8 protein-coding genes are annotated in these 12572 nt (G+C 61.0%); 3 read left to right on the forward strand and 5 right to left on the reverse strand.

Going from position 1 to position 12572, the window contains the following annotated elements; all coding sequences use genetic code 11:
* Positions 1-44: 44 nt before the first annotated feature.
* The 3 genes from ACZXDY_RS27270 to ACZXDY_RS27280 form a co-directional block, all read right to left on the reverse strand.
* Positions 45-1856, reverse strand: a complete 1812-nt coding sequence (locus ACZXDY_RS27270; protein WP_464347632.1) for a hypothetical protein — start codon at positions 1854-1856, stop codon at positions 45-47.
* A gap of 3 nt (positions 1857-1859) precedes the next feature.
* On the reverse strand, positions 1860-2558 hold the full coding sequence (locus ACZXDY_RS27275) for a hypothetical protein (protein WP_464347633.1): 699 nt from the start codon (positions 2556-2558) through the stop codon (positions 1860-1862).
* Between the two features lie 684 nt (positions 2559-3242).
* Complete coding sequence (locus ACZXDY_RS27280; protein ID WP_080663745.1) at positions 3243-3485, reverse strand: DUF3551 domain-containing protein; 243 nt, start codon at positions 3483-3485, stop codon at positions 3243-3245.
* Between the two features lie 247 nt (positions 3486-3732).
* Between ACZXDY_RS27280 and ACZXDY_RS27285 the strand changes: the two genes are divergently transcribed.
* Complete coding sequence (locus tag ACZXDY_RS27285; protein ID WP_464347634.1) at positions 3733-4035, forward strand: hypothetical protein; 303 nt, start codon at positions 3733-3735, stop codon at positions 4033-4035.
* A gap of 150 nt (positions 4036-4185) precedes the next feature.
* On the opposite strand, the gene ACZXDY_RS27290 is transcribed toward ACZXDY_RS27285, so the two are convergent.
* Together ACZXDY_RS27290 and ACZXDY_RS27295 are read right to left on the reverse strand one after the other, a co-directional pair.
* Positions 4186-6162 carry a hypothetical protein gene (locus tag ACZXDY_RS27290; protein WP_464347635.1) on the reverse strand — a complete coding sequence of 659 codons (1977 nt, stop codon included), beginning with the start codon at positions 6160-6162 and terminating at the stop codon, positions 4186-4188.
* A gap of 410 nt (positions 6163-6572) precedes the next feature.
* Positions 6573-7187 (reverse strand): class I SAM-dependent methyltransferase, encoded by a 615-nt coding sequence (locus tag ACZXDY_RS27295; protein ID WP_464347636.1) that lies wholly within the window; start codon positions 7185-7187, stop codon positions 6573-6575.
* A gap of 881 nt (positions 7188-8068) precedes the next feature.
* Here ACZXDY_RS27295 and ACZXDY_RS27300 point away from each other — a divergent pair.
* Together ACZXDY_RS27300 and ACZXDY_RS27305 are read left to right on the forward strand one after the other, a co-directional pair.
* Positions 8069-9757 (forward strand): glycosyl hydrolase 108 family protein, encoded by a 1689-nt coding sequence (locus ACZXDY_RS27300; RefSeq protein WP_464347637.1) that lies wholly within the window; start codon positions 8069-8071, stop codon positions 9755-9757.
* Positions 9758-9847: 90 nt separating this feature from the next.
* A complete protein-coding gene (locus ACZXDY_RS27305) occupies positions 9848-12478 on the forward strand; it encodes a DUF2235 domain-containing protein (RefSeq protein ID WP_464347638.1) in 2631 nt (876 codons plus the stop codon).
* The last annotated feature ends 94 nt before the right edge of the window (positions 12479-12572 follow it).

The following is a 12572-nucleotide window of genomic DNA, read 5'->3' on the forward strand; positions in this document are numbered from 1 at the left end:
TCGGGAGAGGGGCCGGTTATTCGCTGTGGCGCTCGGGAGGCGGTTCAGCGCTTCCCTTCCTCGGTGTGAACAATTTTGGCCAGACCGTAGGCCAACATTGCATCGTCGTTTCTTCCTAACTTTTTCAGGATAACACCGAACAAGTGCCAGCGCGTCGCCTCCCGCGGCTCGAGGATGATCGCCTTCAACATGCAATCCAGGGCGGCATGAGTTTGGCCATCTTCGTCCAAGCGAACGGCGCGTTTTGCCTGTCCGGGATGAAAGTAAGGGTATAGATAGCACAATCTGTCGAAGCACTCGCGCGCCGAACCGGCCTTGCCTTGTTTGAAGGCCCGATTGATGAAGTCGTCGATCTCGTCAGCGCAAATGCTGCGATACAAATCGCGCAGCGCAGACTCGGCTTCGTCTGGATCAAATTTGCCGACGGCGCGAAATAAATCGACGGCCTCCCGTGACATATCCTCAGATCCCACCTGTGCATACTTTTGATTGTACTGAGCAGAGATCGCCTCCAAACGCTCAATATCGCCGGTCTCTTCCGACGAACCTTCGGAGAAAGTGATCTGCTCATTCAGCGACGGAGCTTGCTTGCAGAGCAACTGGATCACCGCGTTCTTCATCGCCAGATTTCCGGAAGCGCCGATAGACTCCAGGAACTCTGCAAGGCCGGGAGCGTTTTCGATCTCGTTCGGCTGAAATAGCTCGACCCGGCTATACATGTAAGTGTCGTCGTGAAGCAGCGTTGGCCCAGCAATGGGAGCCAGAGCTTCTGAAATTCGCGCCCATCCATCCGGCAAGGGATGCTCTCTGATTCCGAATTCCGTGACGAGATGCTGCAGGCATGTAGGCACCAGTGCCCGTTCATCGAGCATGCGGTCTTTCCAATCCGCCGTCTTACCGCTCAAAAGGCAGCAAGCGGTCGCGCACATCGTGAAATCTGACGTATACTTGAACGTGAGGAATTGGCCACTCCATATTCGAAAGAGCCTTCCGAATCCGCCTGCATCGGCCCTGATCTCTTCAAGGTGCGTCAATTTCGTAACGAACTGCAGTTCGTCCTGAACCTGGAATTCCTGAAAGACCGAAACGACCGTGCTGAGCATTGGATGAAGGGCCATTTGCCCGAGCAACCACGCATCGTAGGAATCGGCACTCAACACTTGGTCAATTTCACTTTCCGCTAGCTCGAGAAGCAGCGAAAGATCGTCCGTCAACTCGGGTCGAACCGCCGGTTTGTCGAGATCGAATTCCTTGAACTGCGTGCGCGTCCATTCCGCCGCACTCGACGGCGCGCTCTCGAGGAAGAAGTCAGCCAGATCGGAGTCATCGTCAACGCAGCGGCGAGCCTTGAGTAACAAGATCATCGCCTGTATGGCCACCAGCCGGTCGACGATCACGCCTTTGACCTGAAGGTTGATGACGTATTGAATTGCCGCATCGATTCCGCCAGGGCTGTTCACGAGCCACAGGGCGGCTCTGACGACCTTCAGAATCATCGCCGATTGCGGACTTTCTCCCAACTGAAGATTCCAACTCAGGTACCATGAGTTCAGGTGCCGTTCGAGCGGGACGTTTCCCGACGGTTCAAACACGCCAGCGGGTGGGGCAGTCGGCGGCCAGTCCAAAGTATTGTAGATGATGGGATCACCTGATGCGATCGGCTCGCGCGATGCTTCCGGATCAAGGTGATCCAACGCTGCCAGCAGCATCTTGAGGAATGCCAGTCGCGGAAGGATTGCCGAATTGAGAACCTCAGATGCTCTTGTGGAGTGATTGGCGAGGATTCCGAAAGCCCTCATTTGCCCAAAGAGGCTTTGAGCTATGTGCAGGATAGGCGAGCCGCGAAGTTGCACCATCGCTTATTCCTTTGCTTTCTTCCCGAATGCCTTTCCGACAACCGGAATCAATGCGAGCAGGTCCCGGCGTATGTCCCAGAGCGCCCGAAGGAGGATTGTGAGATGCTCCCGAACCGAAATGCCTTCGCTTCGAGAATAGGGGATGCCTCTTAGGGCCAGGAGTTCGCCTAACGCCTGAATAAATGGCTTGTCCTTGCCGCGGCCTTTCCACGAGTCATTGATGAGGCCCCAGAGTTTTCTGAGACGGTCGGCCGCGTCAGCCTGTACCCCGGAATTGAGCGGGACGAACACGGCCTCCTTGCCCGTAAGGCGCTCAGCAATCACCACGCCGGGAAAGATGATTTGATTGTTGGGAAAAAGGCTTCGTGCGAAAGCAACAACCGGACTCTCGGTGCGAATTGCTCCTAGTCCATCGATTTTGATGTCGCGAACGACACGAGACTTAGGCGTCCCTTCGTAAAGGGCGAAGACATTTGGTCCGGTGTCGTTGGCGATGGAATTGCTCTTCAAGTATTGAAATACCGAGACATCGATCTTCTCGTCCACCAAAACGATCGCGAAAATGCCGGCGTGACGCGCTTCCAGCTTCGCCAGCGCTTCTGAACTCAAAAGGTCCTCGGCAGAGCGGATTTCACCGGAAAAGTTCTTCGACCCTGGCTCCGCGGATAGCGCTTCAAGCAGAGGCCTTAACGGTTCAGCCATGATCGCGAGGCTCCCAATTCTTGGTGCTGTGCCGTACTCGAATCCAGCTAGCGCGAGTTTTCAGGTAGCATGAGACTACCACAAGTTGTTTGCACTTGCAGTATCCATTCCCGGATCTATCGAAACTTCGTGTCCCGGAGCGCCGGCAGCCGAAAAAACCTCAATGATTCCGTAGCCGGTGCGACACATGAAACGGTCGCGTGGGACTCAAAAGAGCATCTAGGATGAGCATGATTGATCCGAACGGTGCGGCGCCGCCCCATCGAAGGCGATCACGAGGCGACGGTGTTGGCCTGTGACACCGTGGGCTCCCGAAGAAGTCGTCCTGATGGGACGGCAGCTGAGATCGCAGTTGGGCTCGTCGCGAAACTGCAACATTAGGCACACCTGCGGAGCGCTTGCCTGGTCCAGCTTGCCCGACAGTCGCTTCCTGACATCCGGCCGTCAAGGGTGGATCCCCGTATTGTGGCGGGCACCACAGCAGTGGGTGGAAGCGACAACCATTGGATGAGTGGTTGTCTTCACCGAGCCGGGTTCGTCCCGGTTGCCTGCACATTCGGACTGCCTACCAGCACGTCGGCTACCGGCCCAATACCAGACTTGGCCGCTGCGATCACATGATCGATCTCGCCTTATGATGCACAGCGGACCAAGCCATCTGATTTGCTTGCGACGCACGCGGCGTCAGCGGTGGTGCGGCCTGACACGAATTGTCGGGACGGTCGCAAAGTCGGGATTGGCAGCGCAATAGGCCATGCGGCCTGATGCGGTAGCCTGACATTGCTGGTAGTTGGTGAAGCTACAATCGCCGGTGCCGGCAAACTCTTCGCCTTGGAGGCAATACCGGTACTCGCTGGCTGCGACCGGGGTTACGCCAGTTGCGAGGACGGTCGCGGACGTCGCGAGAGCAAGAAGGAAGCTACGCATCTTTCTCTCCCACGTTGAAGTGCCCCACGCGACGCTGGGACCAAACGTGCGGGTTCGACGTGAACTGGCTCACATCACTGGATTAAAATTTTCGAGATTAACTGCGCAGATGCATTACAGCCTTTTTGTGGACCGGCGGCCAAGGTGATTGCAGACTGGTGCGACACAGCCGCCACGACATCTTGGTAGACGTCCATGAAAGACTGGCGCAATCTCCTGCGTTGTCATCCTCACGAGGAGCAGTCAAATGAAGGCCACGTCAGCGCTCGCAGCATTGGTGCTTTCGCTTGCCCCGGCTTGCGGCGCACAGGCATCCACGTTCGGTCATTGGTGTGAGCGGGCGGTGAAACAGCGGATGCTGGCGCCCTCGGCGTATCGCCGGGTCAACCTCATCGAATGGCAGCAGCCGGTCTTCTTCACGCCCTATTTTGCCTGGCCTCCGCAGCAGCCGCACAGCCGCCTCGAGGCGTTCGTGGAGTATGACATTCACAACAGGTTCGGCGTTCCGCTGCGGTCTATGGCCAAGTGCGTCTATGGTCGAGATGATTGAAGGCGGGAAACGTGACACGTGCTTTTGTCATGAGTCCCAGCACGACATGTGCTGGGACTCATGACAGTGTCTAATCAGCCAAAACCTTTCTTCGGCTTAGGAACGCAAGCCCGAGTCTTGTTTGGCCTTGATATGCCCTGTACCCGCGATTCAGGTGTGCGTCGGCCAGTGCCGCTCGCGGAACCAGTTGCGATATTCCGACGACATCTTTGCGCGCTGTGCCTGCGGCGCATGCCGCTTGCACGTGGATGCCTCCTCGCTGTTGTCAGGCGCGCCCCACCTCACCTCGACGCAGTCGTTCGGGTTATAGGCCATCTCGAAGCTCGGCGCCCGATCGAGGACCTCCTTGAGCGACAGCGTCCACTGCGAGCCGTCGCTGCGGGTGTAGGATATTTTTCGCGAGGCGAGTTCGGACGCTAGCACCCCTTGCAGCTCGTTCTTCACATCCGCGATGTCCCTGCCGTTCGGCATCGCGTAGCGCGCCCCCCGCCGCACGACGCGATCAGGATAGCCCCGCACGACGTCCATCGCGATCAACAGGCGGAAATCGCGCGCCGGTGTGGAGTAATCCTCCCAGGCTCCTGACGTCTCGAAGATCGAGGGGCCGTTAGGCATGGCCACGTCGCCAGCCTGCTTCTCCTGATATTTTCGTCCGTTTTCGACCGAGGTCACACGCGTCTTCACCTGCTCGTTCAAACTCGCGATGGCGTCCGTCATCGCTTTCACGGGATCGAGCGGCTCGGGCGACATCACGTCATCCATGCGATCGTAAAAGTCCTCGGCACTCATCTTTGACTGATCGAGCGAAAAATCGGCGTACTGCGGATTGCTGGTGATTTCGGCGTTGGCCAACCGCCGCAACGAACCGCCTTTGTCGCGCGCGATCGGCCGGAAGTGCTTGAAACCCGGGCTGCCGAGCGCGGGATCGTGCACGAACAGGAAATTGCCACGCCAGAAGCGCTTTCGCGTGATCGACCCGTCCGGCTCGGCATCGACGGCGAGGAAGACGCCCGGCTTGCCGTCCATCTCCGGCACGCGATGAACGAGCATCAACACGTGTCCATAGGGATCGGCGTACACCGTGCCCGGGCGGAGCGTCTCTTGCGCTAGCGGAACGGTGTAGAAATCGGTGTTTTCGTCGCTCGCGGCGACCCGCACGGCGCCCGTATGCACGACGTCGCCGACGTCCCGCAGATATTCACTGAACGTCGTCGGCGGCTTTGGCTGCGGCTTCGGCGGAGCCGCAACGGGAGCTGGTGTCTGGGCCGACGGGGCGCCGCCGAACATGTTCAGGATCCTCGGCGTTTGCCCAGGCAGTGTGGCGTCGGCGATCGTCGCCGGCGCGATCTCCTGCTCGGGCGGCGCCGGCGGACGTGTCATCTCCGGATGCTCCATGTCGAACCACTGGTAGCATTTGGGCGCCCTGCCGCCGGTGCCGCGTGAGCAGTTGGAATAGCCGAACGGCAGCCCGACCTTGTAGGCAAAATAGGCGCGCAGGAAGTACACGAAGTCGGCGCAGTCGGGGCGAAGGCCGGTCTTCACGTTGTCTTCGCCGCGACCAAGATAGTTGAACAGGAAGTTGCGTGACCGGTCGCGCAGGACTTCATGCCAGGCTTTCCAGGACAGATCCTGATCGGGCGGCGCGTCGAACAGTTTCTCGATCCACGCCGAGAACAAGGCTTCCGTCTCGTGATTCCAGCTGTTGCGCACCTTCCAGAAGCGGCCGGCGGGAATAGCCACAGGGTCCGGCTTGCGCGCGCTCACGGAGATATCGTGTGTGATCGTGCTGCAATCCGCCGTCGGGTGGTCGAGCGCGAGCGTGGCGTGCCACGTCCCCGCGGCCGGCGCGGCGACCTCGGCAAACCAGGAATATGGCGCACCGCCGTGCCGATCAGACGATTTGGCCGCGACGCTTCCATCGGGCGCGACCAGCGACATCACACCCTCGAGCGGCTTTTCGCTGACGATCATGACGCGCAGCGGCGTCCCCTTCCAAGGAGCGAACGGCGAGGGCAAGACCGATATCCCGGCCATCTCCCCGCACGGGCCCGCCGCGTGGGCAGGCGATCCAACTGTTGCGAAAATGAACGCGGCTGTTGCAGCAGCAAACCGGCTGGCGAGATACATTTTGACAACCTTTCTGGAGGAAGCCGGAACCGCATTCGGCCCTGCCGATCCCCACTCGGACGTCCGTGGCTCAGCCGCCGCTACCTTCACGCGCCGTCACTGTCCCGGCTGAGGTCAGTTGCCACTCCAACCGGCGTAGTTCTCAAAGTAGAAGCCGAGCATGCGAATAACCGAGGACCACGATTGTCACGCGAAACGCCGTAGATATGGCGAAAACCGGCACGGCGCGATTTTGTGAAGTGGTTGTTGCCGCGCCGCCACGCAGAGGTCAGTGATGCTGACCAATGCCGGATCCCTTTGTGTTCAGAGGCGGCGGTCAGGGCAGGCGCACGGCGACATCCGCCCTGGTTCGGACAGCCGACATGATGAAAGCGGAACCGCGGTTCAGCTCAGGGGCCCAGCAGGCGACATTACCCGAAGTCATTCCGTTGACAGAGGTACACCGTTCGTCCGCCTGCCTGCGCATCGTTCGTCGCGTGTTCCAGCACGCCGAACCCAAAACGCGCGGTAAACATCTCGTATTCGGCAGGTGATAGGCTCGCGTGATACAGCGGATCGCCCCTGTATTCGCCGACGCTCTCACAGTGCTGCGGTCCGGTATTGAACATCAATATCGTTCCGACAGAGGCGTGGTCGGCAAAAACCGCAAACATTCTTCGCTGGTCGTCGTGATTGAGATGAAAGAAGCTGTCCCACGCGAGAATGCCGTCGAACCGCCGACCGAGCGACAATCGCCGCATATCCGCAACAATCCATTCTTGATCGGGCAGGCGATCACGGCAGAACGAGATCATCGTCGGTGAGGAGTCGACGCCGGTCACGCGCAGTCCTCGTTCAATCATCTGCTGCGCAACCGGTTGCCCTGGACCGCAGCCGAGATCAAGCACCGTGGCGTTCTTGGCTAGTCGGCCGATGAAGCGGTCGTGCCAGACCTTGTCGTTCCAATAGGCGTTCCGACGGTCGCGGTCCCACGCTGCTGCGTGCTTTTCGTAATGAGGGATAATCTGGCTGGCGAGGTCACTCATGCATAGGAAGTGGGAAGTTCTTCAGACTCTGTGCTGGGACTCACGTAACGGATTTGCGGCGACGCAATAGGCGCCGATCGCCGGTTGCAGGACAATCCAGTGGATCGGGCGCCCAGGTGGTCAGCCTTACAAGCGGAAGCCGAACTTTTAGCTGCTGCCAGGAATGTCCCAGGAGGGCAAAAATCCGGAGTAGGGCAAAGCCGGTGCCGTGAAGGCGGCGACGCGCCCTGACTGCGCGGCGGGGTTATGTACACGCTATAATTAGCCACTGAATGTCTCGAGCGGCATCCGGGACAAAGCCGACCACCCCAGTCTCGCCGTGGGAGAATGGCGTGCCGAACGGCTGATCGGATCAATCCGGCGTGAGTGTATCGACCACATCATTGTCTTGGGCGAGGCACATCTCCGCCGGATCCTGCGATCCTACGCCCGCTATTACAATGACATTAGAACCATTGGTCGTTGGATAAGGACAAGCGCGCAGACTCTTTCCGCCGATTGTGAACACGGAAAGTTTTTGGATTTCGCGCTAATCGCCATCCGGCCGCCGCCAAGTCCGGATGACAGGGGCTCATGGCATGCACGCGCATGATCCATTGCCCCCCTGTCGCCGAATGTCTTGCCAGCGCTGCGCCCCTGTGCCGCCGGCTCGGCCTTTGCGATCGAGCCCGAGAGCGCCAAGGTGAGCGCCGCGACCGCCTTGTCGGCTGTCTCGTCTACGAAGCCGTGACAAATTGACACGCTCCGCAGGCATGTGAGCCACGTCACTTGTCAATGAGCAATTCTAGTACAAGGATTTATTCCGCTTTTGTACAGCGACAGCGAGTGCTCTGTAATTCCAGCTTGCCTTGTAATTTATTCTTTTTCGCTGGGAGTATTTCATGGCCGGTGAGGACCGACGATCCGTCGAGCTTGCTTTTCTGCACCCTGCCATTCGAGAACGCGTGCAAGCCATCCAGCACGAACTGAACGGCGCAGGCTTCAACTTCCACATCTTCGAGGCCTTCCGGTCGCCGCAACGCCAGGCCTATCTCTATGCGCAAGGCCGCACCCGGCCGGGCAACATTGTCACCTATGCGCGGCCATGGACGTCGTATCACCAATACGGGCTGGCAGTCGATTTCGTGCTCAAGACCAATGGCAATTGGGACTGGAGCGACGGCCGCGCTAACGCCGTGGCGTGGAAACAGCTTCATAAAATCGGCCGCGCGCATGGAATGGAGCCGCTGAATTTCGAGACCCCGCACCTGCAAATGGCGGGCTTGCGCGTCGAGAACCTTCACGCCGGACATTTGCCGCCCGGCGGCGACGCCGATTGGGCCGAAAATCTCGAAGCGGCCATTGCCGGATGGAGTGGATCGCCGCAGCCGCCGCCTGCGCCGATGGCCGTTTCGCGACCCGCGCTCGCGCCGGGCGCCGCGGTCACGGCGACAGCGGCGCCATCCGACGTCGACCGTCCCGCCAGTTCTGCGAGCACAGTCATGACTTCCAACAACTTCGCGCGAATTCAGCCTTTTATCGAGAAATGGGAAGGCGGCTACAGCAACCATCCCAGCGACCGGGGCGGGCCGACCAATATGGGGATCACGCTCGCGACGCTGCGGACCTGGCGCCAGAACGACAGCCTGACCGCGGAAGACGTCAAGCAACTGAGCCGCGACGAAGCCCGGCGCATCTTCAAGGCGCGTTATTATGACGTGGTGCGCGGCGACGACCTGCCGCTGCAGATCGCCGCGGCCGTCTATAATGCCGCGGTGTTACATGGCACCGGGCGATCCGCCGAGTTCCTGCAGAACTCGCTCGTGAGTTGCGGCGCGCAGGTGAGCGTCGACCGCATCATCGGCCCCGAGACGCTCGGCGCGGTAGGCGTGGTCGAGGTGCCGCGACTCTGCAAGGTGTTCCTCGACATCGAGGACGCCTATTTTCGAGCGCTTCCCGAATTTCCAGTGTTCGGCAAGGGTTGGCTCAACCGGCTCAACGATATGCGGAGTTTCATCGCCACGCTCCCTGCCGAGCCCATAGTCGTCGCAACCGGAGGAACAACGGTGTCGGAACAGCCGAAGGCCCAGCCGAACGTGGCCGAAGTTCTCACGAAGATCGAAGAGTTGCTCGAACTGTTCGGTCAGAAGCCAAACCCGCCGATCGCCAGCACCACGCATCTGGCTGCGAACGACACGTTGTCCCGGATCGGCCAGATCGTCGACGTGCTGCGCCAACTTGGCCTTGGCGTTGCTCCGGTCCCCACCACCCCGGGCGCCGCTACCACGAGGCCCCTGACGCCGGTCAACGGCGCGCTCGGGCAGACAATCGGCAATCTGCTCGACGGCAAGAAGAGCGCGATTGGAATCATCGGCAGCGTGCTGACCGCGCTGCTTGGCGCGGTGGCGCCTGCTGCGGCGACGTCCGGAGCCGCCGGAGCGGCGGGTGGCCTCATGGGTATCCTCTCCACGCTTGGCGTTGCGGTCCCCTATCTGCAACCGATCATGCTCGGTCTCGCGGCGTGGGGCGCGCTCGGCAAATTCGACAAGTGGAGGGTCGCCGCCCAGGCGCAAGCGCCGAAGACCGCTTGAGTGCGTGAAGCGGGAGCAGCCGGGACCGCGGCAGGCGGTCAAGCGCCACACCGCACCGCCGCCACGTGCGTCCTTAGCGTGGAGCGAAAAATGCTCGGCAACGATCAAGATGCAACTGCTGCTCCCGTGAGAGGGAGCAATGAGCGCAGCGCAACGCAAGCAACGACGATCGTGCCGCGGCCAAAGCGCAAACTGGTGCTGTTCGCGGACGGCACCGGCAACGCATTCACAAAGCAGGAATCCAACGTGTGGCGCCTCTATGAGGCGCTCGACCGTACCAGGCCCGACCAGGTCGCCCATTACATCAAGGGCGTTGGTACCGCGGGCTGGGCACCGCTGGCGGCGATCGACGGCGCCACCGGCATCGGCGTGCCGTCCAACGTCCGCAAGCTCTATCGCTTCCTATGCTGGAATTGGGAGCCGGGCGACGAGATCTACATTTTCGGCTTCAGCCGGGGCGCCTTCACCGCACGCACGCTTGCGGCCCTGATCGCCTCGCAAGGCTTGGTGCCGGCGGCGATCGGGGGCGAGACCGTGACGCACGCCGAGATGCAGCGCAACGCCATGGCGGCTTGGCGCGAGTATCGCCGCAAGACTGTGCCGTGGCGGAAGACTCTGCCGACGATCTGGATCACGCGTGCGGTTCGCGATCTCGCGCTAGGCATCTACCATCGCATCATGCGGCACCGATCCTATGACGATGTCCGCAAGGCGATGGATGGCCGCACCAACGTGGAGATCGAATTCCTTGGCCTGTTCGACACGGTGGAGGCGTTCGGCGTCCCGGTCGAGGAGTTGCGCACCGCGATCGACTGGGCGATCTGGCCGATCTCGTTCCGCAACCGAAAACTGTCCGACAAGGTCAAGCTTGCGCGCCATGCGCTGTCACTGGATGACGAGCGCGCAACCTTCCATCCGATCCGCTTCGACCAGAGCGCGCCGGCGAGTGCCGAGCAGATCAGAGAGGTGTGGTTCTCCGGCGTGCATTCCGATGTCGGCGGCGGCTATCCGGACGGCACGCTGTCCTTTGTGCCGCTCGTGTGGATGGTCGAACAGATCGAGCACAGGCTGCGTTTCCAGCCGGGCCGGATCGAACATTTCAGGGCTTACCAGTCGGCGATCGGGCCGATCCACGATTCGCGCAGCGGCGCCGCGGTGATGTATCGCTACGGCCCGCGTCCGATCACCGAAACGAAAGCCGACGGTGGTCCACCGGTCATACATTTCGGCGTCGTCGAGCGCATGCTGCACGGCTGCGACGACTACGCGCCGGTGACGCTGCCTGCCAGCGCCAAGGTGCTGACGAACGGTAAGGCGCAGCCGCTCACGGCGCCCAAGACGGGGGAGGCGATGAAATCGGCTTACGAAAGAACCGCGCGAGCGCACAACGGCCAGGCAAAAATTGCCGCGGACGCATTCGAGACGATGCCCCCGCCCAATGCGGAGATAGCCGACCAGGCGCTCGACACGGTGTGGTGGCGACGGGTGGCGTATTTCTCGCTGCTTGGCGGACTTGCCCTGCTTGCCACCTGGCCATGGGTGGCACGCTCGACTGTCGGGATGCTGTCGAAGCCGTTCGACGCGGTCAGCGTCGGCGGCACCACTCCGCTCGCGGCCATCCGCTGGATAGACGATGGCGTCGGCGCCGTAGTCGGATCGACCGCGAAACTCCTCAGCGGCTTCCTGCCATCCTATGTCGCACCTTGGCTCAACATCGCGATCTATTACCCGTTCGCGACGACCGTCTTGGTCCTACTCGTGCTTGCGGCATGGCACTGGAACGCGTCATTGCGCGACCGCATTCAGGAGCGCGCGCGGCTGGCATGGGATCACCCGAACCGCGCGGTGCCGAACGTCGGCAAGGCCAGCCCGCTTCTGAAGATCGGCCGCTTCATGCGGCTGCATGCCGGGCCAGTGCGTACGCTGTTCACCAAGGGGATATTCCCGGGCATGTTCCTGCTGATTATCTTCAGCATCGCCCTGCTCGCGGTCGGCCGCAGTTACTTCAACTGGCGCGTGGGTACCGGCGGGCTTTGTGACGGCACGGCAAAACCTGCTTCCGTCGGCGAACAGGTAGTGACCGCGAGCGCGCTGTTCGACATCAGCAATCCCTGCTGGGCGAGCGGGCTTAGGGTCGAAAAGGGCCGCCGATATCGCATCTGGATCAAGGCGCGCGATCCGTGGTTCGACCGCACCATCATGTCCGGTGTGACCGGATTCAGGTACGATGAGTTTCGTCATCTCTCGGCGCTGCCGATCCGCCGCCTGTACCGCGCGGACTGGCTCCAGCCGGTGGCACGTATCGGCGATGAAGGATCAGACGACCTGCCGCTACAGGCCATCAATGGAGTGCCGGCCGATGACCTCCCGCGCACCAGCAATGCGGCAGAGAAGAGGACGCTGCCCATCCGGCTTGACGAGGTGCTGCCGTTCAAGGATGAAAACAACGAGTCGGGGCGCACCCTCGCGAAGCTCGGAACTTTCGAGCCGATTCCGCAGGCCTTGCTGCAGGCCGCGCACGAGGTCTGGCGCACGCAGGGATTAGCGGACCTGATGGTGGCGGACTTCGTGGCGCCCGAATCCGGCGAGTTGTTCCTCTATGTCAACGACGCCGTCCAGGTGTTTCCGTTCCTGGGGCCATTCAATCTCTTCTACGGCAACAACAGCGGCACGGCGGAGGTGAAGCTGCAACGCGTGCCGTTGCCACCGCCCGACAAATAACGATGCGGAAGGGTCTTCGCCGGCGAAACGCAGGTTTGCACAGCGGACTGAGCCGCGCGCACTCCGCATCGGCTTGGACGGGCTTCGTCCTTTA

Source organism: Bradyrhizobium sp. LeoB3 (genome assembly GCF_055456055.1).

Excerpts from the sequence above, each read along its gene's own strand:
- ACZXDY_RS27270 (WP_464347632.1), bottom strand. The coding sequence starts at position 1,856 with ATGGTGCAACTTCGCGGCTCGCCTATCCTGCACATAGCTCAAAGCCTC.
- ACZXDY_RS27275 (WP_464347633.1), bottom strand. The coding sequence starts at position 2,558 with ATGGCTGAACCGTTAAGGCCTCTGCTTGAAGCGCTATCCGCGGAGCCA.
- ACZXDY_RS27305 (WP_464347638.1), top strand. The coding sequence starts at position 9,848 with ATGCTCGGCAACGATCAAGATGCAACTGCTGCTCCCGTGAGAGGGAGC.
- ACZXDY_RS27300 (WP_464347637.1), top strand. The coding sequence starts at position 8,069 with ATGGCCGGTGAGGACCGACGATCCGTCGAGCTTGCTTTTCTGCACCCT.
- ACZXDY_RS27285 (WP_464347634.1), top strand. The coding sequence starts at position 3,733 with ATGAAGGCCACGTCAGCGCTCGCAGCATTGGTGCTTTCGCTTGCCCCG.
- ACZXDY_RS27295 (WP_464347636.1), bottom strand. The coding sequence starts at position 7,187 with ATGAGTGACCTCGCCAGCCAGATTATCCCTCATTACGAAAAGCACGCA.
- ACZXDY_RS27280 (WP_080663745.1), bottom strand. The coding sequence starts at position 3,485 with ATGCGTAGCTTCCTTCTTGCTCTCGCGACGTCCGCGACCGTCCTCGCA.
- ACZXDY_RS27290 (WP_464347635.1), bottom strand. The coding sequence starts at position 6,162 with ATGTATCTCGCCAGCCGGTTTGCTGCTGCAACAGCCGCGTTCATTTTC.